Source organism: Bacillus sp. 007/AIA-02/001 (assembly GCF_004634455.1).
GTDB lineage: Bacteria > Bacillota > Bacilli > Bacillales > Bacillaceae_G > Bacillus_A > Bacillus_A cereus.
Window position 1 is genome coordinate 330,761 of sequence record NZ_SEIY01000003.1, and the last position, 26,298, is coordinate 357,058.

Here is a 26,298-nt window from a genome sequence, read left to right on the forward strand (position 1 = left end):
CTTATAATTTATTGTGCGATTAATTCAGCATCTATTACTTTCTCCAAATGAGATAATACACGCTTTGCAGCTTCCTCACCTTGATTAATACAGTCTGGAAGTCCAGCGCCAGCATAGGAGCTACCTGCCAAGTATATACCTGGCAACTCTTTCTCCATAAATGTTGTGAGCTGTTTCATTCGCTCGTTATGGCCTACTGTATATTGAGGCATCGCTTCTTTCCAGCGACTTACAATTGTAAACTCTGGATCCTCTGTAATGTCCATCGTCTTCTTTAAATCTTCTAGTACGAGCTGAACGAGTTCTTCTTCAGTTTGTTCTACAACCGCTTCATCACCAGCACGCCCGACGTAGCAACGAAGGAGTGTTTTTCCTTCTGGCGTTGTATGCGGCCATTTTTTATGCGTCCACGTACATGCTGTAATGGTGTAATCGCTATTTCGTGATACGACAAATCCTGTACCATTAATATCGCGCTGGATTGCAGACTTTTGGAAAGCAAGTGCCACATTCGCAACGGATGTGGATGGAATATTACGGAAGAAACGAAACTGCTTGTACTGAGCAAACATGGACGGCAATACTTTATGCGAAGTTGCCACTACGATGGCGTCCGCTTCTATTTCTTTTCCGTTACTAAGAGTAATTGTATAACCATCACCCTGTTTTGCAACTTTTTCAATGCGAGTTCCCTTTATTATCGTACCTTCATGCATCTTTGCTTCGAGAGATTTTACGATAGATTCTAAACCTGTTTTCACTGTTTGGAACATTCCCTTTTTCGGTTCAGCTTTCTCTTCTTTCGGAGCGAGCGTACGCATACCGAGTGAAATACTGCGATGTTTCTGCTCAATCTGATACATTTGCGGGAATGTTGACATTAAGCTCATTTCATCAATATCCCCTGCATAAATACCCGATAGTAACGGTTCTATTAAGTTTTCAACCACTTCGTTTCCAAGACGATGTCTGAAAAATTGTCCGAGTGATTGGTCAGATACTGGCTTTGACCTCGGCATTAATAGATCAAAACCAGCTCTTAGTTTACCAATTGGGGAGAACAGCCCGGAAAATAGAAACGGCGTAATTTGCGTTGGAATTCCCATCATTGATCCATTCGGCATTTTATGTAACCGATTGTTTACGAGGATAAATGATTGACCGGCTTGATTATTTACAAGTTCATCGCCAAGACCTAATTCTTTCACTAATCTAGCTGCACTTTCTTTTCGTGCTAAGAAAGAATCCGGTCCGCGCTCAATTGTAAATCCATCTTTTCGAACGGTTTGAATTTTTCCGCCAAGTTTACCCGATGCTTCTATAAGTAATGTATCAATCGGCAAGTTTTTTTCATGAATATTTTTTTGTAAGTTATACATTGCTGTTAATCCAGTGATGCCTCCGCCGACGATCACAACTTTTTTCCTCAAGCAGGCTCCCCCTTTCTTCTTACAGTACAGATTCTTTTTTCTTTAATACAACATCTGTTAAACAATCAATAAATGCGTCCGATGCATTTGGCATTTCTGGACGATAATATTTCGCACCAATTTCATCCGTTACAACTTTACACTCAAAGTCGTTGTCATATAAAACTTCTAAATGTTCCGCAACAAATCCAACTGGTGCATATACGAATGAAGTATAACCGTGTTTTTCATTTAGTTCTCTCGTTAAATCTTGTACATCTGGACCAATCCAAGGATCTGGTGTGTTTCCTGCACTTTGCCAGCCTACTGCATAGTTTGCTACTTCAGCTCCGCGCGCGATATAATCCGCTGTTTCATTTAATTGATCTGGATATGGATCGCCCATTGCAATAATTTTCTCTGGTAAGCTATGTGCAGATACGATTAATACTGCTTTTTCACGCTCTGCATCTGACATACCGTTATATATACCTTTCACTGCATCAACCCAGTACTGGATGAATTTCGGCTCTTTATACCAGCTATCAATGCCGTGAATTGTTAAGTTTCCAAGTTTCTCAGCTTCTTCTTGTGCTCGTCCAACGTATGATTTCACGCTAAACGTAGAATAGTGAGGTGCAAGAACAAGTGCGATTGCATCTTGTATTCCGTCGTTATGCATATCTTTCACCGCATCTTCAATAAACGGTTCAATATGTTTTAAACCAAGATACATATGGTACTCTACTTCATCTTGTACTTCATTTAAACGCTGTTCTAACTTCTTAGCTTGCTCTAATGTAATAGTAGCTAAAGGAGAAATACCACCAATTGCACGGTAACGCTCTGTTAAATCTTCCAGCATTTCAGGACTTGGCTTTCTTCCTCTACGAATATGTGTATAGTAACGTTCAATATCTTCTTCTTTATATGGCGTTCCGTATGCCATTACAAGCAAACCAATTTTCTTTTTCATACAGCAATTCTCCTTTACTTCGCTAACTGCCCTTTAGAGTATTCATGAATAAATGTAGTTAAACGTTTTAATGTATCCGGATTTACTTCTGGGAATACACCGTGACCTAAGTTAAAGATATAACCCGGCTGTTTCATCCCTTGATCTAAAATACCTTTTACATGTTCTTCAATAACAGACCATGGTGCAAGTAAGAATGAAGGGTCCATATTACCTTGTACCGCCTTATGAACGCCACGTGCACGTGCTTCTTCAATCGGTAAGCGCCAGTCTAAGCCGACTACATCAAGCGGTAAGTCGTGCCACTCATTCACTAAGTGTGCAGCTCCTACGCCGTGCATAATCATCGGTACACCCATCTTACGAACTTCTGCAAAAATAAGCTCCATTGCTGGTTTAATAAATACGCGATAATCTGCTACATTTACTGTTCCAACCCAAGAATCGAAAATTTGAACTGCTTTTGCTCCTGCGTTTATTTGCGCTTTTAAATATGTAATAACCATATCTGCTAGTTTATCCATTAAAGCGAACCAAGCTTTTGGCTCTGCATACATGAACGCTTTCGTATTATGGTAGTTACGAGATGGACCGCCTTCAATCATATAGCTCGCTAATGTAAATGGAGCTCCTGAAAAACCGATTAACGGTACGTCTAACATTTCTGTCGTTAATAAACGAATTGTATCTAGTATGTACGGTACGTCATCTTCTGGATTGATTTCCCCTAGTTTTTCTACGTCTTGTAAAGAACGGATTGGATTATCAATAACTGGGCCAATACCTGATTTAATTTCTACATCCACACCAATTGCAGGTAGTGGTGACATAATATCTTTATAAAGAATTGCTGCGTCTACGTTATATTGATCAACCGGCAATTTTGTAACGTAAGCACATAACTCTGGATTATGTGTAATTTCAAATAAAGAATATTTTTCTTTAATCTTTCTATATTCCGGCTGTGAACGACCTGCTTGACGCATATACCATGCTGGTACATAATCGGTACGTTCCCCCCTACATGCTTTTAAAAATGTCTCATTTATAGTTCTTACCAAGACCCTTGCTCCCTTCCTTACCAATGCTTCGAATACGTTCGATATTTATCTTTTTTTACTATACAGCTTGTAAAAACAAAATGCATAATATTATGTACGTTGTTCATTAAATTGACACAAACATTCTTAAAAACGCTTACTATTTTCACAACATTCTTATTATAACACAGAGAAAAACTATGGTTTAGCTACTTTTGACTTTTCTCCTTCACGATTCGTTTGTGTATTATATGGTACAACGTAAAAGCTCGGTTTTGAAAATATGTTAACGAACTTTTCCTCATATTCCCCAGCACCATTTACAGTGCTAACATGTGTATGAATTCCGTTCTCCACTCTATAGATTCGGTACATAATTCTGTTATCTGGAAGTGGCGTCCAACTTAATTTTGCTTTAAATAAACCGAAAGGGCTAAATGATAGTTTCATTTTTACATCTTCAATTTTGCGCAGTCGAATCGGAGCGCCGATTGTTTCCACACCTTCAGGCTTCATAAACTTCTCTTTATGTTCTACATTAGCCTTCGTTAAAATTTTCTTAAACAATTTTGTCGCAGATGCACTTTCTCCTTGCAACTGATGCTCCTTATCCGTACGGTCATAACCAATCCAAACAGCGCCTACTAAGTTAGGTGTATAGCCGACGAACCACATATCTCTTGCTCCCTTATCGTCATTTGGCAATGAAGTTGTACCCGTTTTTCCAGCTAACGCACCGTTATATACACCAGCTCTCGCTGTTCCTTCCTTCACAACTCCTTCTAACATTTTCGTCATATACCATGCTGTCTGCTTCGAGAAGATTTTCGTCTCTACTTTTGGAGATTCCCCAATGACTGCACCGTGTCTATTTAATACTTTATCAATAACGTGCGGCTCAATAATATTTCCATTTGCTAAAAATGAACGATACATTTTTACAAGATCAAATGTTGAAACGCCATTTTTTAGTCCCCCAAGCGCTGTACTTAAACCAGCATCTGCAATATGGACATTTCCTTTTTCTAAATATTGCTTTCCTTCTTCTACCCCTAACTCATTTAATAAAGAAACTGCCGGTACGTTTGCCGACTCTAAAATCGCATCATACATCGTCATTTCTTTTGAATACTCATGATTATAATTTCGAGGTTCATACCCTTCAAAAGAATTTCTTTCATTCGTTAATAAAGAATACGGATTATACTTTTTCGTTTCTAGTGCTGGTGCATAAACGATAAGTGGTTTTAAAACAGATCCGGGCTGCCTTTTGGCAAAAACACGATTAAATCCTCTCGGGACGTACTTTCTTCCCCCAATCGCCGCTTTAATCCCTCCCGTACGATTATCCATTAATAAGAAAGCACCTTGCGCCCCTTCTTCTTTCCCAGGAAAATTCCTTGCATCTTGAAACTGGTTATATGCTACCTTTTGAATCTTTTCATCCATAGGTACGACAAACGTATATCCTCCGCGAAGTACTTCTTGATGAGACAACCCGTATAAACGAGCGGCTTCATCTATGACCATATCAATATACGGCATATATGCAAGCTCATTCTCATCTAAATTTTTATATAGAGCAATTGTCTTCCCTTGATAACGAACGCTTTCTTCTGCAGTCAAATAGCCTTGTTTATGCATAAGTGACAATACTAGATCGCGGCGTTCCTTACTCTTCTCTGCAGAATAGTACGGTGAATATCCGTTTGGTGACTTCGGAAGGCCTGCAAGCATTGCCCCTTCCTCTACTGTTAAATCCTCAACATTTTTATTAAAATACAACTTTGCTGCCGCTTGAATACCGTAAGCCCCATGACCAAAATAAATATGATTCATATACATTTCAAGAATTTGTTGCTTCGTATATTTTTGCTCTAATTGAAGAGAAATTGCGACTTCCTTCAATTTGCGCGTAAATGTTTTTTCACGAGTTAAAAAGACGTTTTTAGCGAGTTGCTGCGTAATGGTACTACCGCCCTCTACCTTCTCTCTAGCTAACGTATCTTTATAAAGAGCACGGAATATAGACGGATAATCAATCCCTTGATGCTCATAAAAACGAGAATCTTCCACCGCAACAAACGCCTGCTGCACATACTTCGGAATTTGCTCGATCGGTACGAGGTCTCTATTTTCTACGTATAATTTCGTAATTTCTTTCCCTTTCTGGTCAACGATACGTGATGAAGAGTGGAAAACGAGCTGCTTTTCATCCATCATATAGCCACCAGCTAACACGATAAGTTTATAGAGTACAATCGCTACTACGAACGTTGCGACGCCGCCTAATAAAGTCCACTTTACTTTCTTCATACATCGTCCTTCTTTCCAAATGATGGTACATTTATTATTTGAAAAAGAAGTATCTTTATGTATATAATCTTCGAAGTTTTTTAAGAGAGTTGATATAATAGAAACAAACTAGTAAGGGGGCATTAAAATGAAGGCTATTATTTCATACGAAACACCTCTAGAACAAGCACATTTCACTGCAAAAAATGATGAGAAAAATATGTTTTATAAAGAAAATACAGAAGAATCTGTAGAAGGTTCACTTCAGTATGACGTACTAGATGCTGTCGGCGAATTTAAAGGACAACCTGGCTATATCGTTTGTAACAACATTTCTGTAACAGACGAAGGTCGCCCTGTATTTGAAAACCGCTTTAAAAACCGCGCAGGCCTTATCGAAAACGAACCAGGATTCCAAGCGATCCGTGTTCTACGTCCATTAAGTAACGATACATATGTCATCTTAACGATGTGGGAAACAGAGCAAAACTTTAAAGACTGGACAGAATCACGTTCATTCGAAAACGCTCATAAAAAACGTCCCACGCAAGCAGAAGGAACACCTCAGGCTCAAGCGCATCCACATGCGGAACAGCAAAAGAGTATTTTCTCTCGCCCTTCTTTTGTGACTACTTTTGATGTGTTAGTTTAATTTTTTTGAGTTTGGAGTTCGGAAACCGCGGTATGTGAAATTATATCGGCGCAACTCGAATTATATCAGCGTTTTTCTGAATATATCAGCGCAACTCGAATTATATCAGCGTTTTTCTGAATTTATCGGCGCAACTCGAATTATATCAGCGTTTCTTCGAATATATCAGCGCAACTCGAATTATATCAGCGATTCTTCGAATTTATCAGCGCAACTCGAATTATATCAGCGTTTTTCTGAATTTATCGGCGCAACTCGAATTATATCAGCGTTTTTCTGAATTTATCGGCGCAACTCGAATTATATCAGCGATTCTTCGAATATATCGACTTATCGACAAATCATGACACAAAAAGGAAACACCATTACACACCGGTGTTTCCTTTTTCTTTGTACCAATTATATATACGAAGTGAATCTTTTTTTCTCATATGCTTTACTTCATAGCCCCGCCCCGCTACCGCTACAAGAGTTGTACATAATTCATCCTTTCTTTGAAAATACGATTGATTATAACCTACTGCTTGAACATGTCTTCTTCGCATTATTCCTGTATATTTCGAAAAATTACGATATACAACCGTTAGTTGATTTTCTCTTAATTCATAACCGCCACTTTTATATCTAGCATACGCAAGTAACGAAAACACGATAAATAACGGTAAAATAACAAACAATGCAATATATTGTTTTAAATATATACTTACGCTAGCAATTAGAACTGTGAGTATGATACTTATTAACCAGCCCATAATGAAATAACGACGCAACGCTGTTTTTGGTAAGTGAGCGATCTCCGCTTCAATTTCATAAGGTAACTCTAAATATGTGAGCAGGTGCTGTACATCTTTTTTCTTCATAAAAGGATGCAGCATCACTTCATTACTTGCTGCTCCAATACTGTGAATTGCTTCCACTTCAACAGCGCAATAACCAAATGGCTGGCGAAGCATACATTCTTTTACAGTAATCGCTTGAATTCGGTGCAATTTTAAGACAAACTCTTTCTTTTCAAATAACCCTTGAACGATACGAATTTCTTCCCCTTTGCGCTCAATTTTAAAGTTTGCATATTTCAACACATATCCAGCCGTGGAAATAATCCATGAAATTGCCATTAAAATTAATGCTATTACAATTAGTTTATAAACACCGTTTCCCATCACATACGCTTCTACTTTACTTGTGAATCCTTCAGGAAGAACAAAATCAAACTTTGTGTAAAGAAGTACCAGTCCAGAAAACACTAGTCCGAACCGACCAGATGTAATCGCTGCTGCTAAAACCTCTTTCGCTGTTAACTGATAAACCGTCTTGCTTTCTTCCTCTTCTATTTCTTCTTTTACAGTAGTTTCTTTCTTATGTAATAAAGAGATTAAATGTTTTGCCTCGTCTTCTTTAATACCAGCCAACATCACTTCTGGTTCACTACCACCACCCGCTACTTCTATATTTAACTTCATAAGCCCAAGCATCTGATAAATGACATTAGAAGACGTACTAACATTTTGCACACGTTCTTTATTTAAATAACTTTCCTTCTTTACAAAAACACCGTGCTTTATATGTAAAATATTATTCTCAATCCAGTACACTTTAAAATACCATTTAATTGCTGAAAAAATAGCCATGATGAATAAAACAACCAGAAGGAAAAGATAAAATAAATACCAAGGTTCCACTTGTTCATCAGGTTTAAATAAAACAAGAATAATAAGTGGCAACAAACTCGCAACTCTAATACCTAACAATATCGTAATCGGATGTTGCCTCTTATACATCCTTATCACTCACTTTCGCAAGTTCTCCAATTTGTCTTTTTAGCTGTTCTGCTTCTTCTTTCGTTAAACCTGGAATACTATGAGAAGTTGCGGCTGTTGAAATGTGTAATTCTGCTAAATTATACTTTCTCATGATCGGCCCTTGCTCAATCGTTACGTGCTGCACACGGATCATCGGAATAAGTACGCGTTTTACAACGAACATTCCCTTTTGAATCTCAATCTCTTCTTCATTTAATCTGTAACTATAATAGCGCTGACGCAAATTTGGAAACACAAAATAATCAAGTGGAATAAATGTAATAGCTCCTGTTACTAATAGTCCAAACAACCAGCCCCACCAGTTAAAGTTAATCATAAAAAAGAAATACGCAATTACGACTGTTAGTATAACTGCCGTCCCAATTAAAGCGTGAATTCGCCACACTTTCAGCATATTAGAATGAATCTCCCTTTCTAACGGCTGCATCTCATCACTCCAATTCTATGAATTTATTACTTATATATTATCAAAAAATAAGATTTCATATACATTTTTGTAAATTTATAGTCAAATAATAACATTTGAATCAAAAGCATATTAAAGAAAAACATACCTCAGTTTTGAAAATTATATATTATAAATATGAATTATATTGAACTAAAATAAACCTTACATGATTCATGTAAGGTTTATCGTTTTATACACAATATATTTCATTATTGTTGAGATATACTAGCATCGCTTTCAATTCGCTTTTCTTTTTGGCTCAGTTTTTTATCTTTAGATTTTTTTAATGTTAAAGTCATACCAATAAAAATAAAAAGAATTCCTGTTATTTGCATTAAAGTTGGACGGAATCCAGTAAGTACAGTATCTAATAATATTGCCACTGCCGGATCCAAAAAAACTAATATTGAGATTGTTTTTGTAGATAAATAGCGTAAACTATCAAAAAACAGATAATATACTATCCCTGTGTGAATAAAACCAGTAGCTATAATATATGTCCAATTACTTTGAGTGAGGCCACTAAAAGCATCTAAATCTATAAATGGTATTAAAAGAAATATCCCCAAGAATGTTTGTAAAAATGTCATTGCATACGCACTCATTTTGTTAATCCCTTTACCAAATAAAGTTGTAAATGCATAAAAGAGAGCTGCAAGAAATCCCCATATCATACCTGAAGACATTAATGAACCGACAGAGAAACTTCCATCGATACCAGCAATTAATAAAGCTCCTGCAAAACACACAACTATTGAAATGATAGATATGAATGTTAATTTTTCTTTAAAGACGATACTTCCAATTAACAGTACAATTACTGGTGCAAGATGATAAACCGAGATAGCAATTGTAACTGACATATTTTCAAAGGCTTTAAATAAGAAAACCCAATTAAATACTAAGAAAAAGCCACATATTAAAACTTGAATAACCTCTTTTCGTTCCCATTTATCTTGTTTATATTGCCCTGTAAGCAACCAGCATACACTTAAAAATATTGTCGCAAAAATACACCTTACAAACACTAATTCAAACGAAGGTAAGTTTGTTTGAACTGAAAAAAATCCAACTGATCCAAAGATAACCATTGATGCTATCATCTTTAAAGCCGGTACCGTTTTCTCTTGCTTAAAACTTTTTTGAAGCAAATTAATCCCCCTCCAATAAAAACTCGGTTTATAGTGAGAAAAACACCAGCCTAAAAAAGGACAGGTGCTTTTCCTCAAAAACACTCAATTATAAATTTTTCCCAGCAGTCCAACCACCATCAATTACAAAATTAGAACCAGTAATAAAGCGGGCCTGATCAGAAATCAAGTACTCAATACATGAAACAATATCCTGCGGCAACCCCCAAGTATCTAAAGATTGATTACTTTTTATCATAGACATCAAAGCTGTATTACTAAAGTATTCTTCTGTAAGTTCAGTTCTAATAACACCGGGAGAAATGCTATTCACCCTTATATTTTGCTTTCCAAATTCCATAGCCATCTGTTTAGTCAATCCGATTAAAGCATGCTTTGATGCAACATAAGCAGCTCGCTCTGGTTCAGCCATTAATCCAGAAACCGATGCTATATTCACAATACAACCTTTTATTTTCGATTCACACCATCGCTTAGCTACTTCCCTAGAAAGGATAAATGGGGCTACTAAATTTACATCAATTACTTTTTTAAACATATCATCGGATAAATGTAAAACAGGTGTTATCTCTCGAATACCAGCTGCATTTATTAATATATCAGGAGAAAGCTTTTCTAAATCTAATTGAGTAAAAAGATTATGAATCGCTTCGCTATTACTTAAATCAATTTGCACTACTTTCAAAGGCATATCTGTTTTCATATAATCTATTAAGTTATTATTATTAATATCAAGCGCTATTACATGAAATGATTTTTCTAAAAAGTATTTTATACAAGCATGACCTATACCGCTATTGGCTCCAGAAATCATAATTATTTTATTCTCTCTCATTTTGTCTCCTTATAAGAAAATGTTACTAATAAAATATCACGAAAAGCCTCCGTACTACATTCTGTTCCAAGTGGCGTTACGGCATGGAAGACCTTTTGTCCAAATACTAAAGTTTCTAAAGGCTCCTTCAAACTTATAAACTGATTAATTTCCCGAGGAGAATTAGCTATTAAATTATCTCCACCAATAGCTGTATTACTTAAATTCATAAGGTGTAAAAACACTACTGGTTCATCATCTTTATGTAACCAAATAGGTGAACTAAAAGATGGTCTTTCTTTAGTAGCTTTATATCTTACTTGATGTAAACCTATAATTAAGTCTTTACTTGTATCTATTATATTTGTTTTAAATGCAAATTCAGTATCAAAGCGCACGATATTTTGAATTAAAGGATTACATAAAAAGCTATCATTTATGCTATTGAACTGTCTAACTTTCCCGCCATCGTCATAGTTATATTCTTTAGATTGGAAGTAATCATTACTATTATCTAAAATATAATCTGGTGAATCAACATACTTTATATACCTTGAATAAGATCTAGCACGACATTCACCGTATGCATCATCTTCCAAATTATAATAATCTAACTGTGCTTGTGTTAATAGACGATGATTCTCTTCCTCTTGTAAAAAGATTTCATTTGAAATTTCAAGGAATCCTTTAGATTCAAATTCATGTACCTTTTCTTCTATGCTAAAGCCACTCATTTTACTAAGAACAAACGTCATTATAAAAACCTCCACACTATTGTATTTTTCTATCTCACCCTATGTTAGAAATGCAATAAGTAACCGAGATTCTTGCTTAATAAAATTAAAAATTATGATATTCAATTAATACACCAAATGAAATATACGTAATTCATTAAAATTATTTATTAAGCAATATTATATATCCTTTCGGGTATTTTTTCTAATTATCTGAAGATTTATCAACATTAGTCTTAATATTCAAAAATAAAGAAATAGATTTTTCAGAAAGATAAAACTGCGCGTATTGCAATTATTTATGTATATAACTTTTTTTAAAATTATATTTTAAATATAGCTAGTTTTTTATAAATTTTTTGATATAATTACATACGGGAAAAGGGAAGAACTTTGTCTTCCCTTGTGTTTTTATTTGCATCTAGTACTTTTGCTAGATGCTTTTTTTATGCTAAAAAAGGTATCCTCAAATACTTTGAGGATACCTTTTCACCTTTATTATCTCTGCTGTTTTCTACCTAATATGAGTAATCCAAAACTCATCATTACAAGAAGTGCTCCCATATATGGTTCCACAGGCATTTTCTGCCCTGTCTTCGGTAATTCTTTTTCAGGTTTCTCTGGATTCGGTGTCCCAGGCTTTTCTGGATCTGGTGTCCCAGGTTTTTCTGGATTCGGTGTTCCAGGCTTTTCTGGATTTGGTGTTCCAGGCTTTTCTGGATTCGGTGTTCCAGGTTTCTCCGGATTCGGTGTTCCAGGCTTTTCTGGATCTGGTGTTCCAGGTTTTTCTGGATCTGGTGTTCCAGGCTTTTCTGGATCTGGTGTTTCTGGGCCTGGTGGCGCTAAATGATTCAATTTGTTTAATACTTCTAATTGAACTGCATTTATCATTCCGTTTGTAATTTCAAATGGAATTGGATTAGTTAATTTTTCATATCCTTTTGGTGCTTCTACTTCTACTAGTGTGTAGTTACCTACAGATAGATCTGTGATTTTTGCCTTTCCATCTTTATCTGTTGTTACTTTCACTACTACTTTTCCCTTGTCATCATGAACTTCAAACACAGCTCCTGATAAGACTTCCTTGCTTTCAGCGGCCATTTTTGTAATCTCCACTGAACCTTTGTCTAACTGTTCATTCTCTACTTGCAATGATAAGACTTTCGTCATACCTTTTGTAATTTCGAATGAAACTGGCTTTTCTAGTGGTTTGTAGCCTGCTGGTGTTTCTACTTCTACTAACTCATACTTTCCAATAGATAAATCTGAAACGTCTGCTTTTCCTTCTTTATCCGTCGTTACTTTCGCAACTACTTTTCCTTTTGAGTCACGTACTTCAAATACAACATTTTCTAATGGTGCTTTACTGTCTTTATCTATTTTTGTGATTTCTACATTCCCCGTATCTACCATTTCATTTTCTACAGTGAACGCTAAAGATTTTGTCATACCTTTTGTAATTTCAAATAGTACAGGCTTTTCTAATTTTTTGTAGCCTGGTAAACTCTCTACTTCTACTAGCTTGTACTTTCCTACTGATAAATCTGAAACTGTTGCTTTTCCAGCTTTATCTGTCGTTACTTTCGTTACTACCTTGCCTTTGTCGTCTTGAACTTCAAAGACTACACCTGCTAACGGTGCCTTATTATCTTTATCTATTTTTGTAATTTCTACATTTCCCGTATCTACCATTTCATTTTCTATGTTTAATGATAGAACTTCTGTCATACCCTTTTTAATTTCGAATGATACTGGCTCTGTTAGTTTTTTGTAGCCTGGTAAGCTCTCTTTCTCTACTAATTTGTACTTTCCTACAGATAAGTCTGAGATTTTTGTTTTACCATTTTTATCTGTTTTTACTTCCGTTACTACTTTTCCTTGTTCGTCTTGTACTTCGAAGACTACGTCTTCTAATACTTTTTGACTATCTTTATCCACTTTTGTGATTTCTACTGAGCCTTTGTCTACTAGTTCATTCTCTACTTTTAGTGATAAGACTTCTGTCATACCTTTTTTGATTTCAAATGATACTGGTTTCGCTAGTTTTTTATATCCTGGTAAGCTCTCTACCTCTACTAGCTTATATTTTCCTACTGATAAATCAGCAATCTTTGCTTTTCCTTCTTTATCTGTCGTTACTTTTGTTACTACTTTGCCTTTTTCATCTTGTACTTCGAAGACTACACCTGCTAATGCTTTTTGACTATCTTTATCTACTTTTGTAATCTCTACTGAGCCTTTGTCTAACTGTTCATTCTCTACTTTTAATGATAAGACTTCTGTCATACCTTTTTTGATTTCGAATGATACTGGCTCTGTTAGTTTTTTGTAACCTGGTAAGCTTTCTTTCTCTACTAATTTGTACTTTCCTACAGATAAGTCTGAGATTTTTGCTTTACCATTTTTATCTGTTTTTACTTCCGTTACTACTTTTCCTTGTTCGTCTTGTACTTCGAAGACTACGCCTTCTAATACTTTTTGACTCTCTTTATCTACTTTTGTGATTTCTACATTTCCCTTGTCTAACATTTCGTTTTCTACTGTTAAAGCAAGAGATTTTGTCATGCCTTTTTCAATTTGGAAAGTAATCGGATCTACTAATTGTTTATATCCTTTTGGTGCTTTTACTTCTACTAACTTGTATGTGCCGACTGATAAATTAGTAACTTGTGCTTGTCCTTTTTTATCTGTCGTTATTTTAGCGACTACTTGTCCTGCTTCATCTTGAATTTCAAAGACTGCATCAGCTAAAGCATCTTTATTTTCTTTATCTACTTTTGTAATTTCTACATTTCCTGTATCCACTAATTCATTTTCTACAGTCAATTGTAATGCTGTTACTCTACCCTTTTCAATTTCGAATGAAATTGGCTTTTCTAGTGGTTTGTATCCTGCCGGTGTTTCTACTTCTACTAACTCATACTTTCCAATAGATAAATCTGAAACGTTTGCTTTTCCTTCTTTATCCGTCGTTACTTTTGCAACTACTTTTCCTTTTAAATCACGTACTTCAAATACAACATTTTCTAATGGAGCTTTACTATCTTTATCTATTTTTGTTATCTCTACATTCCCTGTATCCACCATTTCATTTTCTACTTTCAATGATAGAACCTCGGTCATGCCTTTTTTGATTTCAAATGATATTGGTTTTTCTAATTTTTTATAACCAGGTAAACTGTCTACCTCTACTAATTCATACTTTCCTACAAGTAAATCTGAAACATTTGCTTTTCCATCTTTATCTGTCGTTACTTTTGTAACTTCATTACCCTTTTCATCTTGGACGATGAATGTTACTCCCGCTAACGGTGCTTTATTATCTTTATCTATCTTTGTTATCTCTATATTTCCCGTATCTACCATTTCATTTTCTATTTTTAATGATAGAACTTCGGTCATGCCTTTTTTGATTTCAAATGATACTGGATCTGTTAGTTTCTTATAGCCTGGTAAACTTTCTTTCTCTACTAATTTGTACTTTCCTACTAATAGATCTGAGATTTTTGCTTTACCATCTTTATCTGTTTTTACTTCCTTTACTACTGTTCCAGCTTCATCTTGCACTTCAAAAACTACGCCTTTTAATGCTTTTTTGCTGTCTTTATCTATTTTTGTAATTTCTACTGAACCCTTATCTAACTGTTCATTTTCTACTTTCAACGATAGGACTGTTGTCATACCTTTTTTAATTTCGAATGATACTGAATCTGTTAGCTTTTTGTAGCCTGGTAAACTTTTCGTCTCTACTAATTTGTACTTCCCTACTGATAAATCAGAGATTTTTGCTTTACCATCTTTATCTGTTTTTACTTCTGTTACTACTTTTCCTTGCTCATCTTGCACTTCGAAGACTACGCCTTCTAATACTTTTTGACTATCTTTATCTATTTTTGTAATTTCTACTGAGCCTTTGTCTAACTGCTCGTTTTCTACTTTTATTGCTAAAGCTTTTGTCATACCTTTTTTTATTTCAAATGGTACTGGTTCTGTTAGCTGCTTATAACCTGGTAAGCTTTTCGTCTCTACTAATTTGTACTTTCCTACTGATAGATCTGAAACATTTGCTTTTCCATCTTTATCTGTTACTACTTTTCTTACTACTTCATCTTTCTCATCTTGGACTTCAAATTCGACACCCGCTAATACTGCTCCGTTTTCTTTGTCCACTTTTGTAATTTCTATATTACCTTTGTCTACCATTGCATTTTCCACTCGTATTGGGAATATGCCGTCCCCTGTTACACTTACTTCGAACTCTGTTTCTTTTAATTGGTAGCCTTCAGGCGCTTTCGTTTCTTTTAAAATATATTTTCCTAGTGCTAACGGTTTAGAGATTGCCTTACCATCTTTATCTGTAACAATATGTTCGACTACTACACCGTCTTTTACTATATCAAACTCTGCATTTGCTAATGGTTTTTCACCATTTTCCGAATCAATTTTCTTTATTTCAATTTGACCCTTTTGCACAGTATTTTTAATTTCAATTGTTTTTGTTTCTCCAGCTTGAAGTGTAACCTCTACTGGGCTTGTTAATTTTTGATATCCTTCTGGTGCTACTGTTTCATAAACTTTATACGTCCCAGGAGCTAAAGTTTGAGGTACTGAAAAACCTTTTTCGTCCGTTGTCAGTTTTGCAACAACTTCATTTGCACTATTTCGAACTTCAAATTCGGCACCTTTTAACCCTTTGTTCGGATTCTCAGAATCTATTTTATGAAGCGATACTGTACCATCTTTTGGAGCTTCAGGCGGTGTAATAGTTACTTCTTTTGATGTTAATGTTTTATCATCAAAATGTAATTCCGCTTTATTAGGAATCTTCTTATCTACGTAAGAAGATAAGTCTGCATTATTTTTAATTTTCGCCTTGATACTAAGATTAATTATCTGGTCTTCATATGACTTATAATCAAAATTCTCACCAAACGTAAATGTTACTTCACTTCTTTGTTTATCTATATTTAACGTCCCTTTAGAAGTAATATCTTGGCCATTTTTATCATACACTTTTGCCTCTAATACTTCTAAAACATCTTCTAAATCATCACTAATTACCATAGATGTGTATTTAGGAGGATCGTTCGGTATATGTGTACCAACTTGGTATTGAATAACTTGATCCATTTGTGTTAGCTGCTCATTCTCTACAAGCTTGCCATTCTCATCAACTATATTTTTTTCAATGCTAGGTGGATTATCGTCACCTGAACCGGATCCTCCCCCACCACTCACAAATACTTGTCCTACTTTTTCTTCAGTTTTAATATTTTTACCTTCTAATTTCACAGTATTTTTATGAGGTTTTGCAGCAGGATTTGTAACCTTTGTTTTATATCTTAAAATATAGCCTTTTGAACTGTCTGGAAATTCAATTGTAAATCCAGTCTTTGTTGCATTTATTTTAATGTTAGATAAATTTGCTGGCTTAATATTTGTTGGTGCATAACCATCTTCAAATACAGCCTCTTCTAATACTACGCTGTCTGTAATTAACTCATGCCCAGGTCCTAATGTATCTGTTAATTTAAGATCTTGCATTTCTGTTCCAGTTGCATTTACATATACAAGCCAATCAGCAATAGACGGATCTTCTTGATTATAAGAACCCCATTTCAATAGATTTTCCGTATTGGGTTGTGGCTTCGGTCTCTCTGTCGTATTACTTACATTTACTTCTTTATTTACGATTTGACCATCAACGTTAAATTCTAATGGAATTTCTTTAACACCATCATATGCTTCTAGACCAAAGTAGAATTCTACGAATAAAGAACCTTTAATGTTGTTCTTTCCTTCTACGTAATCACCCATAGTACACGTTAATAGACCCTTTTTCATCTCACATGTACCAACTGTTTTTCCTTCAGCATCTTTTAAAGGAAAACTCATATTCATAAGGTCTTTTCGAAACTCTTTTGGCATATCAATTGTGAATTGATCTCCACTTTTTATTTTTTCTTTAGCTGACCACTTCACTTCTACTTTCATACCATCTGAGGCTTGATATGGTTCAGATGTCGTGCCATCAGTACGGGAAATATTAATTTCGTCCACTGGACTTTTCATCACAGCAGCTTGAATAACTGGAGCCCACACATTCAGCACTGAAAATAATACTAGAAAAACTAATGAAACCATTGAAATATGTCTTTTAGTACTTTTCATTTGCATAGTTCCCTCCTAAATTTTTATATTTATATAACAAAAAAGATCGTCCGGTTGCATCAAAAATGTGCAACCAGACGATCTTAGTAACCAATATGTATTACCGTAGACTCTAAGCTTTGCGGCCTATCCTTTCGAATAGTGTGCTAAAAATATCTTTTATTCTTTTTTTGTTTCATTTTCCTCTTAAACCAAATATTACTATACCGTCTGGACGGTTATAATTCAATACTCTATAAAATTGTTCTATTTTTCTAATAAAAAAAATAATTCACCACTACATTAAAGAAGCAATGGTGAATTATTTTAAAATTATATAGTTCGCATATTCTATTTATATGAATTACTAATAAGAGCTTGAATTACTTTTTCTCTTAACTCGGGGCTTAGTCTTCCAACCCCTAAATATTCCGAATACCATAATCCATCTGCTGCTAATCTAATAATTGTTGCACAAACTGAATCTATCTCATCATTTTCTATATTTTTTTGCAGTTGCTGAAATGATTGTTGTAATGGCTCAAGTAATTCAGGTTTTAACATGAGTGCTGCCATCATACTGCTAGACAACTCTTCTGTTCTTCTCTCATTACTTAATCTTTCCTCTACAAAAGAGCGAACCCATCTCCCTTTCCTCTCTGAGTCTTCCGCTACTTTATTGTAAATGGCCCCTTCATAATCCTCTACCCCTCGGACTATCATACCTTCTATTAAAGCTTCTTTATTTGAAAAGTGATACAATAATCCACCTTTGCTTAAACCCGCCTCTTTTGCCACTGCTTCTAAAGTTAATTTAGCAACCCCTTTACATTGTACAATTTGAGAAGCGGCCGCCAAAATCTTTTGCCGCGTTATGCTTATACTCATTCCTTTTTAAAACCCCATTTCTACTAAATTTATATAAATACGAATCTTATTTTTAATATTGTTGATTACTACTAAGTATTTTCTTTATACAACAAAAGCTTCATTACCTTTGAATTTTTAGTTACTTATTCTATTAAAAATTTCCATATCATTCAATATGATAACATTAAATACACAAAGCTGACTATACATCTATACTTTTGTATTTATTGAAAATATATCCATTAATAAAATTTACCGATTTATTCCTTCTTATTACTTTAAGACAGCAGTAATTCTTTCAGTACTAAATAAAAAATGTTATTACTCCCATTAAATTGAGTAATAACATTTTACTTAACAAATTCGCTGCCAACTAGCATCCTTCACATCTTCACTAGTCGGTTTTCTAACTGATCCAATAAAGTGAAACTTTATATCCGCAACATGGACAGGTGTATTTCATTTTGTCACTCCATTATTAACTTGTTTTCCCATATATTCCGACTCACAAAGAATGTAACAGCACAAATCATAGTTATCCCCATGAAAAATGTATTAGAATCTTCATATGTAGTTGGAATGCCTACCGTTACGAAAACAATACTAAAAGCTAAAAATAGATATAATAATAAAGATATAATATAGCTTAGTTTAAATCGTAAAATGATACCTCTAAACAATAGCTCACCAAGTAGACAGCCACCTAAAATAATAGGTACTCCGAAATACAATGTAAGGACTCCCATTTGCGCAGTAGATTGAATTATCTTTCCAATTATGTTCGGCGAAACCAGCTCACTATCGTTTCCCATCCTATCATATAAATCAAGTGCTGTTGCTGAAATAAAGAAACTTAATATAGAAAATGAATACGGTATTAAAAATTTGCTCACTCTCATTCACCTCGCTTTTTTCTTTACATATATTATTCATTATTTCCTATCATTTTTACATAAAAAAATAACCCTCTATGATAAAACATAGAGGGTAGCATTTCTATATAAAAATCTATACCTTATCCTGAAGTGAATCCCGAAAATAGGACAAATATCAAAACACCTAAACCATCTGCTATCTGCTCCCTACATTCTTTAGGGTAGATAGTTTATATGTTTTATTAGAAAGTAGTGCCTTCTTTTTTATAATATTCTTTTGAAATCTCTTCATAAAATGCGGCTGATGTCGCGTAGAAATAAGGTGCTAACCATAAGAAACCGATTCCTACAGTAAGAATACTTAAAATGAACCAACCTAAGAAACTTAAGCATAGTAAAAAGTAATCCATTTTATGTCCATTCATCATATGACGACTCTCAGTAATCGCTTGATTCGCTGTATATTCTGGATGATCATTCAAAATAAAATATGTCATAGAATAAGAAAATGATTTAATAATACCTGGAATAATAAGAAGTAATGTCCATAGAGTCAAGTATACATACATTAGTAAATATGTTAAAAACGACTTCATCAACTTACTTCCATCGCTAAACCATCTAAATATATGACCAATGCGAGCATCAGTCCCACGAATTGCATTTAAAACAAGATAATAGGCACCTATTGTTAATGGACCAATAACAAGCATTACTATAATACTTACTGTAAGTGAATCACTTGCTTCTTCCCAACCCCAAAATATCGAGAAAATACCTGTTGTTAGCATTTCAACAGCTCCAATAAGGATTCCAATTAATAAGGTTGCCCCTACCGCTAGTCCCCATCTTCCTTTTAATGCATCAAGTGCTTCTCTTTTCAACTGACTTATCATATATAACCTCCTAATACTATTTCCATTTTATTATACCATTTATATCAAAAATCCCACATATTTTCCCAAAACAGAATCATATTACCTTTTTTCATACGTATTGATACATGTGTGCTGTAGTTGTACTAATATATGGATTAAACGACTCTTTTCCCTATAACAAAAAAGCCTGCCTTTCATAATAGGCAAGCTTTCTCAAGTTACATCTCATTTATTTTCTTCTTATACCAATCCTGCATTCTCTCCGCATCTTCTACTCTCGTATGCTCTATTTTATAACTAGATGATGCACTCGAAAACTTATACGTACATAAATCCGCACGGCGCTGGAAATATGATTGTGTCTTCTCCATTGATTGGACGTGTCTTCTTCTAATAAGTCCTGTATATTTTCCGACGCTACGATAGACAAGTGTAATTTGTTCTCCGTTAACACTGTAGCCATTTGTTTTAAATGTTGCGTAGCCAAGTGTAAAGATAAGGATTGCGAGCGGTAGTAATGCCCACATGATGTAATACTTTTCAAAGTATACGCTTATTCCAGTAAGCGGGATTGCGAGCATAGCGAAAAAGATTAAACTATCAATGAGATAGCGGCGCAATGCTGCTTTTGGTAACGAAGTAATATTTGCATTCAGTTCGTATGGTAATTGTAAATGCGCGAGTAATTGTTGCACTCGATCTTTTCGAATGATAGGATGCAGTGTAACTTTTTCTTCTTTCCCTTCACTTTGAATGACTTCTACTTGCACAGCACAATAACCGAACGGTTGGCGTAAAATGCCTTCTTTTATCGTAATCCCTTGAATGCGGTGCAATTTTAGTACGAGTTCTTTTCTCTCCAGTAACCCTTGCGAAATACGGACTTCATCATTTTTTCGATTCACTGTGAAGTTACCGTGTTTTAACGCGTAGCCAATTGTAGATATCATCCAAGAAACGACAAGTAAAATAGCTACCATGTAAATCCAGCCATATATATCGTGGTCCATTACATATGACGTCACACTATTTTTTATCCATTTCGGAATATACTCATCTACTTGGTGATAAACGAAAAAGATTAAAGAGAACAATACTCCAAATTGACCAGATGTAACAGACGCTATTAAAATCTCTTTCCACGTTAACTTGTACTCTGTCGTTTGTTTTTCCTCTGTAACAATTGCTTTTTCTACTGTATTTTCTGCTGCTTCGTCTAACGTTTTTTCTGCTTTCACTTCTGGAGTTGGCTCATTTAGCAAAGTAATAAGCTCCGTCGCCTCTTCTACCGTAATTCCAGCTAAGCTAACTTCTGCTTCATCGCCCCCGCCAGCTGTTTCAATCTGAATTTTTTTCAAACCGAGCATTTGGTATAGTACGTTAGAACTTGTATTAATTGTTTGAACACGTTCTTTATTTAAGTAGCTCTCCTTTTTCACAAAGAGACCTTGTTTCACATGTAATACGTTATTTTCGACCCAGTATACTTTGTAATACCAGCCTACGATAGCTGAAATAATTGTGATTAACGCAAAGCCAATAGGAACTAAATACCAAAATGGAAACTTTCCCCTTAAGCTAAAAAGAAAAATAATGAGTGGTATAAAGTCTGTTATTTTTAACTCTAATAACATCGTGATTGGATGCTGCCTTTTATACATCCTCATCACTCACTTTCGCTAATTCTGCGATTTTCGTTTTCAACATTTCAGCTTCATACATCGTTAAACCTGGGATGTTATGAGAAGTTGCTGCCGTTGAAATGTGTAATTCTGCTAAGCCATATTTTCTCATAATTGGTCCTTGTTCAATCGTTACGTGCTGCACACGAATCATCGGTACTAATACGCGCTTTACGACAAAAAGACCATGCTGAATTTCAAGTTCTTCTTCATTTAGTTGATAGCTGTAATAACGTTGACGTAGTTTCGGGAATAAGAAGTACGCAAATGGTGCGAACACAACTGTTAGCCCAATCATCACATACAAAATCCACGCCCACCAATCAAACTTTATCATGAGGAAAAGGTAAGCTAAAATAACGAGTATACCGATCCCTTCTTCAATTACAGCACGAACTTTCCACACCTTGACCATGTCAGGGTGAATTTCATTTTTCAATGGATCCATGTAACCACTCCAAATCTAGTAATCTAATATATGAATACTCTCAATCTATATTTTACGTAACTTTACAGAAAATTGAAATTCAATCTTCTTTCTTCTCAGGAATAAAATATCCGAACCAAAGTAGCCAAATGAAACCGATTAACTTCATCCAATTTCCATCCGCTTGAAAAGCTTCAATCATACCTGGTATTTTATAAACCCCAATAAATCCAAGAAAACCGAGCCACCAGTTTTTTTGCATTTTCATCTTTACTCCTCCTTCATGACGTTTTTCACATTTCGAATCCAAATTTCTTTATACTTTAACTGGAATCCCATGAGCATATAGTTGCTCATATTATCAATCACGAGTGCTAGCGTATGAGCATTTTCTTCCGTTTCATGTTGTGACACTACGTCAAGTTCTACGCCTTTCTTCAATAAATCGTGGAAACCATTTAAGAAATCTTCTTGTATTTCAAATAAGCGTTTCTGATACTTTTCATTTCGCGATGCAGTTACGATAAATTCATTGATAACGCGTAATATCCCTTCTTGCCCTTCATATTCAGAGAGCATATGTAAACCATCAGCAATTAACTTTTCTGCAAAATTTTCTTTCGTATATTGCTCTTTATCGAAATAACTCACGAAATGATATCCAGAGAAAATTTCTTCAAATAAAAAATCGATTAACGCTTCTTTAGAAGAAAAATGATAATAAATAGCCGGTTTTGAAATACCTACCTCTTTCGCAATCATGGAAAGACTCATCTTCTCAATGCCGTGTTCTGCCATAAGTTTAAATGATGCCTCTACAATGTTTTGCGATGTTTGTAAATTCTTCGTCATACTGTACCTCACTTATTTTTACTTACCGGTCGGTAAGTAAATTATAAAACAAAACGAAATGATTTTCAATTTAGTTAGCACTACAGAAGGTGTTTATCAGAAAATACAGAAAGTTATAAAGTAAAAGCAACATATAACAATAAGGAGGATATCATATGGGACTTGGCGGTAATGGCGGTAGTGGTGGTAATGGCGGCGGTGAAGCAGGGCAAGCTGGTAAGAGCGGATTTTCATTAATCATTGTACTTTTTATCGTATTGATTATAGTTGGAGTTAGCTATATCGGACTTGGCTTCTAAGAAAAGGCGTCCTACGTTACACATGTAGGACGCCTTCTTTTTAATCCCTATTCAGCAATCGCATACGATAACAATTCATCGTCACTTCTCCAAGTCTTTGCAGCAATTGATAGTTCGCATATGCGCCGACTGGGGCACCGATTACCGGGACGAGCTGAAGCATTTTTGCTAAATCGATATAGTCTCGGTATTCTGTTTGGAACTTTTCCCAGTCCATATGATTTTCTTTTTCTGTATCCCACGTTTCAATTGCTTTCCATATTTCTTTTCTGTGATTGTCACTTGAAAAGGCAAGCTGAAAAACGTGAAGGATAAAAAGACGCTCTTCTTGTTTACTCGTATCAAATCCGTACAACGTTGCTGCATCGAATAAAAATTTAATTTTAATTGTAAGTAGAAGCGGAAAGTCAGCAAGACCGAGGAGAATACCGCCAGCCCCCGTCCCTGCTCCTTCTGCCGCTGCTATTTTTTTGTACTCATCCATTTTTTTACGTACTTCATCGTCTCGTCTTTGCAATGACCATGTCGTCTCTTTTAGCTTCGGCTTTATAAAGTTTGACCCGGCGCTGATCGTTTGCACCATCATACGAATCGTCTCTGTTAGTACCTTTTGTACTTTCGCCGGAATGAGCTGTTGCACTTTCGTCTGCACTTTTTTGGAGAACCGTGTCATCATAGAAGAATCTTTCATGAATGTAGCTTTCCACTGCTCCAATTCTTTTATAACCTTCTCTTCGTATGTAATCATAGGTTCATTCCTTTCAATTTAAACGCTCAATGCGCTTCGCCCCGTATTGGTAAACAAAACCGATACTAAATAATATGCTTACGATAAGTAAAATTCCTGTCATCATGAAATCTTTCGTTGCTAGTGCAAATATAACTGTAAAGATTACGCTCCCTATGATTAGAATCGCGTTTAATAAAGTAAGAAAGTCTTTCTTCTTCTCTTCTCCCCCTACCGGATACAAATCAAGCCAAATCTTCATGCGGTGATGTTTCCATAAAGTTAAGAGCTGATAACCGATTAAGTATAGGAAAATAAGGCTTACAATAAATCGTCCATATAAAAACGGAATGAAGTACAAAATAACTCCTCCAAGAGCGAGCAAACGCACATATAAACCGAAATAGTTACCAGATCGTAAAAATGTTCTCGTATATAAGTATAAATAGGTACGCTTTTCACCAATCATCGAAAGAATGAAATCGAGCCATTTTCTCCGTGCTACTCTTTCTTTTAATGCTGGTACATCAACGAACATATTCGCAATGCGGTACAGTAGCATCATCTTCTTACCTTCTTCAGAAATTAAATACTCCCAGTTTAGCGGCTTTCCCTTCACCATTTGATGCAGTACTACGAGGTATAACACCATGAGAAGGACGGTTCCGCCAATAAACATAACCGAAGTACGCTCTACAAGGAAATAAACAAATAAACCGTTTAAAATGAAACGAATGAACCAATCAGCTCTTTGTATATTTTGATCTGTTAAAAATGACTTTTCCCACGCTACGAATAAGTTCCACGCTTTTACGATAACAAACGCGAGTACAATCCATATGTAAGCCGCTCCTGTTTGCTTCATTTGCTGGAAGTATAACGGGGCAAGCGCTGCCGCTACGATTACGATTATGTATAACTGGATCATAAATGTAAAAAGAAACGCCTTTGTGAAGTAAGGTTTTAACTTTTCTTCAACTGGCAGCAAGTAAACGAGATCTGCTTCTTTTAATAATGTTTGAATGGATCCAGCCGTTAACACGAGTCCAATTAATACTGCCATTACGAGCGCCGCCGGAAACGAAGTTGTTAACGTTTGTAACCATTGCTGGTAATAGTACGCTCCCGCACCAATGATGAACACGAAAATAAATTTCAAATGATCATTAAATACGTATTTACTATATGTACGAACTTCTTTTAGAAAGTGACGAAATCGTTCTTTCCATAACGCTGTGCTATTCATAATCTTCTTCCTTTGTTAGCGCGATGTAAATATCATCTAACGTTGCACCTGGCATATTAAACTGTGATTGCAGTTCAGATAATGTTCCCTTCGCTCTTACTTCACCTTGATGCAAAATAATGAACGAATCACAATAACGCTCTGCCGTCGCTAAAATATGTGTGCTCATTAAAATACCGGCACCACTCTTTTTCATTTGGTCCATCATTTGAAGAAGGGATTGAATCGCTAACGGGTCTAATCCAACGAATGGTTCATCTACTATGTAAAGAGATGGCTCCACTAAAAATGCGCTCATAATCATTACTTTTTGTTTCATTCCTTTTGAGAAATGAGATGGAAACCATTTTAAACGATTTTTCATACGAAACTCTTGTAGTAGTTGTCCTACACGTTCTTCATATTGTTTTTCATCAACCCCATACGCCATAGCTGTTAATTTCAAATGCTCTTCTAACGTTAATTCATCATATAATACCGGCGTTTCCGGAATGAATGAAAAGCTAGAACGGTACGCTGTCATATCATCACGAATTGTTTTCCCATTAATTGTGACAGTTCCTTTTTTCGGTTCCATTAAACCGATAATATGTTTAATCGTCGTACTTTTACCAGCTCCATTTAAACCGATTAAGCCGACAAGTTCGCCTTTATTAACAGAGAACGAAACGTCTTTTAATACAGGTCGTTTCGTATATCCTCCTGTAACATTTTCTACACGCAATAACTCGCTCATACGACACCACTTTCTTCATTAGTATTCATTCTATATTCATCTTACCAAAAATTATGCTGTACTACATAGTATCCATGTACTCAAAAAAAATTTTTAAATTTATTAGCATATATTTTTCCGAAAGCGGACATCATAATTATTGAAGAAGGAACACATTGAAAAAGCAACCACCTATTGATGAGTACAACAACATAGTGAAGTCATCATGAAATGG

22 protein-coding genes and 1 riboswitch are annotated in these 26,298 nt (G+C 35.2%); of the genes, 2 read left to right on the plus strand and 20 right to left on the minus strand.

Features of this window, described 5'->3' with window-relative positions:
- Positions 1–8: 8 nt before the first annotated feature.
- The 4 genes from hemY to ES895_RS10960 all read right to left on the minus strand — a co-directional run bounded on the left by hemY (position 9) and on the right by ES895_RS10960 (position 5,741).
- Entirely contained in the window at positions 9–1,430 is a 1,422-nt protein-coding gene (gene hemY / locus ES895_RS10945; RefSeq protein WP_001228100.1) for a protoporphyrinogen oxidase, read from the minus strand.
- Positions 1,431–1,449: 19 nt separating this feature from the next.
- Positions 1,450–2,385 (minus strand): ferrochelatase, encoded by a 936-nt coding sequence (hemH, locus tag ES895_RS10950; RefSeq protein WP_000726800.1) that lies wholly within the window; start codon positions 2,383–2,385, stop codon positions 1,450–1,452.
- 14 nt (positions 2,386–2,399) lie between these two features.
- Positions 2,400–3,446, minus strand: a complete 1,047-nt coding sequence (hemE, locus tag ES895_RS10955; protein WP_000252603.1) for a uroporphyrinogen decarboxylase — start codon at positions 3,444–3,446, stop codon at positions 2,400–2,402.
- 177 nt (positions 3,447–3,623) lie between these two features.
- Positions 3,624–5,741 (minus strand): transglycosylase domain-containing protein, encoded by a 2,118-nt coding sequence (locus ES895_RS10960; protein WP_000756294.1) that lies wholly within the window; start codon positions 5,739–5,741, stop codon positions 3,624–3,626.
- Between the two features lie 127 nt (positions 5,742–5,868).
- On the opposite strand from ES895_RS10960, the gene hmoB reads away from it, so the two are divergent.
- Positions 5,869–6,372, plus strand: a complete 504-nt coding sequence (gene hmoB, locus ES895_RS10965) for a heme-degrading monooxygenase HmoB (RefSeq protein WP_000644065.1) — start codon at positions 5,869–5,871, stop codon at positions 6,370–6,372.
- 365 nt (positions 6,373–6,737) lie between these two features.
- On the opposite strand, the gene ES895_RS10970 is transcribed toward hmoB, so the two are convergent.
- The 13 genes from ES895_RS10970 to ES895_RS11025 form a co-directional block, all read right to left on the minus strand.
- Positions 6,738–8,153 (minus strand): PH domain-containing protein, encoded by a 1,416-nt coding sequence (locus ES895_RS10970; protein WP_000278150.1) that lies wholly within the window; start codon positions 8,151–8,153, stop codon positions 6,738–6,740.
- The gene (locus ES895_RS10975) at positions 8,146–8,622 is read right to left on the minus strand and encodes a PH domain-containing protein (RefSeq protein WP_001182725.1); all 477 of its coding nucleotides are present in this window, start codon (positions 8,620–8,622) and stop codon (positions 8,146–8,148) included. The genes ES895_RS10970 and ES895_RS10975 overlap by 8 nt, the downstream gene beginning before the upstream one ends.
- Positions 8,623–8,852: 230 nt before the next feature.
- Positions 8,853–9,794 carry a DMT family transporter gene (locus ES895_RS10980; protein WP_000939627.1) on the minus strand — a complete coding sequence of 314 codons (942 nt, stop codon included), beginning with the start codon at positions 9,792–9,794 and terminating at the stop codon, positions 8,853–8,855.
- An 88-nt stretch (positions 9,795–9,882) separates the two neighbouring features.
- The gene (locus tag ES895_RS10985; RefSeq protein WP_001208941.1) at positions 9,883–10,629 is read right to left on the minus strand and encodes an SDR family NAD(P)-dependent oxidoreductase; all 747 of its coding nucleotides are present in this window, start codon (positions 10,627–10,629) and stop codon (positions 9,883–9,885) included.
- Positions 10,626–11,363 carry a 2OG-Fe dioxygenase family protein gene (locus ES895_RS10990; protein WP_000144819.1) on the minus strand — a complete coding sequence of 246 codons (738 nt, stop codon included), beginning with the start codon at positions 11,361–11,363 and terminating at the stop codon, positions 10,626–10,628. Before ES895_RS10990 ends, ES895_RS10985 begins: the two co-directional genes overlap by 4 nt.
- Positions 11,364–11,840: 477 nt before the next feature.
- Entirely contained in the window at positions 11,841–17,519 is a 5,679-nt protein-coding gene (locus ES895_RS10995; RefSeq protein WP_135238340.1) for a SpaA isopeptide-forming pilin-related protein, read from the minus strand.
- 59 nt (positions 17,520–17,578) lie between these two features.
- A riboswitch (cyclic di-GMP riboswitch) is annotated at positions 17,579–17,671 on the minus strand.
- A gap of 172 nt (positions 17,672–17,843) precedes the next feature.
- A complete protein-coding gene (locus ES895_RS11000; protein WP_000028010.1) occupies positions 17,844–18,380 on the minus strand; it encodes a TetR/AcrR family transcriptional regulator in 537 nt (178 codons plus the stop codon).
- 449 nt (positions 18,381–18,829) lie between these two features.
- Positions 18,830–19,255: a hypothetical protein gene (locus ES895_RS11005; RefSeq protein WP_002098741.1), complete on the minus strand. Its 426-nt coding sequence runs from the start codon at positions 19,253–19,255 to the stop codon at positions 18,830–18,832.
- Between the two features lie 224 nt (positions 19,256–19,479).
- Positions 19,480–20,133, minus strand: coding sequence for a DUF975 family protein (locus ES895_RS11010; RefSeq protein WP_000625400.1), 654 nt, complete (start codon positions 20,131–20,133; stop codon positions 19,480–19,482).
- Positions 20,134–20,333: 200 nt separating this feature from the next.
- The gene (locus ES895_RS11015) at positions 20,334–21,776 is read right to left on the minus strand and encodes a PH domain-containing protein (RefSeq protein ID WP_097814066.1); all 1,443 of its coding nucleotides are present in this window, start codon (positions 21,774–21,776) and stop codon (positions 20,334–20,336) included.
- The gene (locus tag ES895_RS11020) at positions 21,769–22,245 is read right to left on the minus strand and encodes a PH domain-containing protein (RefSeq protein WP_135238341.1); all 477 of its coding nucleotides are present in this window, start codon (positions 22,243–22,245) and stop codon (positions 21,769–21,771) included. Before ES895_RS11020 ends, ES895_RS11015 begins: the two co-directional genes overlap by 8 nt.
- 79 nt (positions 22,246–22,324) lie before the next feature.
- Positions 22,325–22,492, minus strand: coding sequence for a hypothetical protein (locus tag ES895_RS29240; RefSeq protein WP_000783813.1), 168 nt, complete (start codon positions 22,490–22,492; stop codon positions 22,325–22,327).
- A gap of 2 nt (positions 22,493–22,494) precedes the next feature.
- Positions 22,495–23,076, minus strand: a complete 582-nt coding sequence (locus ES895_RS11025; protein WP_000164831.1) for a TetR/AcrR family transcriptional regulator — start codon at positions 23,074–23,076, stop codon at positions 22,495–22,497.
- A gap of 155 nt (positions 23,077–23,231) precedes the next feature.
- Between ES895_RS11025 and ES895_RS11030 the strand changes: the two genes are divergently transcribed.
- Complete coding sequence (locus ES895_RS11030; protein WP_000522760.1) at positions 23,232–23,375, plus strand: YjcZ family sporulation protein; 144 nt, start codon at positions 23,232–23,234, stop codon at positions 23,373–23,375.
- Positions 23,376–23,415: 40 nt separating this feature from the next.
- On the opposite strand, the gene ecsC is transcribed toward ES895_RS11030, so the two are convergent.
- From ecsC to ecsA, 3 genes are read right to left on the minus strand one after another with little or no spacing between them, the layout of a single operon-like run.
- Positions 23,416–24,123: an ecs operon protein EcsC gene (ecsC, locus tag ES895_RS11035; RefSeq protein WP_000634143.1), complete on the minus strand. Its 708-nt coding sequence runs from the start codon at positions 24,121–24,123 to the stop codon at positions 23,416–23,418.
- Positions 24,124–24,136: 13 nt separating this feature from the next.
- Complete coding sequence (ecsB, locus tag ES895_RS11040; protein WP_097814068.1) at positions 24,137–25,348, minus strand: ABC transporter permease EcsB; 1,212 nt, start codon at positions 25,346–25,348, stop codon at positions 24,137–24,139.
- Complete coding sequence (gene ecsA, locus ES895_RS11045) at positions 25,341–26,084, minus strand: ABC transporter ATP-binding protein EcsA (RefSeq protein ID WP_001292603.1); 744 nt, start codon at positions 26,082–26,084, stop codon at positions 25,341–25,343. Before ecsA ends, ecsB begins: the two co-directional genes overlap by 8 nt.
- Positions 26,085–26,298 lie beyond the last annotated feature (214 nt).

Bases quoted from the DNA above. Each gene is read 5' to 3' on its own strand.
- ES895_RS11025 (WP_000164831.1), bottom strand. From the start codon at position 23,076: ATGACGAAGAATTTACAAACATCGCAAAACATTGTAGAGGCATCATTT.
- ES895_RS11010 (WP_000625400.1), bottom strand. From the start codon at position 20,133: ATGATAAGTCAGTTGAAAAGAGAAGCACTTGATGCATTAAAAGGAAGA.
- ES895_RS10975 (WP_001182725.1), bottom strand. From the start codon at position 8,622: ATGCAGCCGTTAGAAAGGGAGATTCATTCTAATATGCTGAAAGTGTGG.
- hmoB (WP_000644065.1), top strand. From the start codon at position 5,869: ATGAAGGCTATTATTTCATACGAAACACCTCTAGAACAAGCACATTTC.
- ES895_RS11020 (WP_135238341.1), bottom strand. From the start codon at position 22,245: ATGGATCCATTGAAAAATGAAATTCACCCTGACATGGTCAAGGTGTGG.
- ES895_RS10985 (WP_001208941.1), bottom strand. From the start codon at position 10,629: ATGAGAGAGAATAAAATAATTATGATTTCTGGAGCCAATAGCGGTATA.
- ES895_RS10970 (WP_000278150.1), bottom strand. From the start codon at position 8,153: ATGTATAAGAGGCAACATCCGATTACGATATTGTTAGGTATTAGAGTT.
- ecsB (WP_097814068.1), bottom strand. From the start codon at position 25,348: ATGAATAGCACAGCGTTATGGAAAGAACGATTTCGTCACTTTCTAAAA.
- hemH (WP_000726800.1), bottom strand. From the start codon at position 2,385: ATGAAAAAGAAAATTGGTTTGCTTGTAATGGCATACGGAACGCCATAT.
- ES895_RS10990 (WP_000144819.1), bottom strand. From the start codon at position 11,363: ATGACGTTTGTTCTTAGTAAAATGAGTGGCTTTAGCATAGAAGAAAAG.
- ES895_RS11015 (WP_097814066.1), bottom strand. From the start codon at position 21,776: ATGTATAAAAGGCAGCATCCAATCACGATGTTATTAGAGTTAAAAATA.
- ecsC (WP_000634143.1), bottom strand. From the start codon at position 24,123: ATGATTACATACGAAGAGAAGGTTATAAAAGAATTGGAGCAGTGGAAA.
- ES895_RS11030 (WP_000522760.1), top strand. From the start codon at position 23,232: ATGGGACTTGGCGGTAATGGCGGTAGTGGTGGTAATGGCGGCGGTGAA.
- ecsA (WP_001292603.1), bottom strand. From the start codon at position 26,084: ATGAGCGAGTTATTGCGTGTAGAAAATGTTACAGGAGGATATACGAAA.
- ES895_RS10960 (WP_000756294.1), bottom strand. From the start codon at position 5,741: ATGAAGAAAGTAAAGTGGACTTTATTAGGCGGCGTCGCAACGTTCGTA.
- ES895_RS10995 (WP_135238340.1), bottom strand. From the start codon at position 17,519: ATGCAAATGAAAAGTACTAAAAGACATATTTCAATGGTTTCATTAGTT.
- ES895_RS29240 (WP_000783813.1), bottom strand. From the start codon at position 22,492: ATGAAAATGCAAAAAAACTGGTGGCTCGGTTTTCTTGGATTTATTGGG.
- ES895_RS11000 (WP_000028010.1), bottom strand. From the start codon at position 18,380: ATGAGTATAAGCATAACGCGGCAAAAGATTTTGGCGGCCGCTTCTCAA.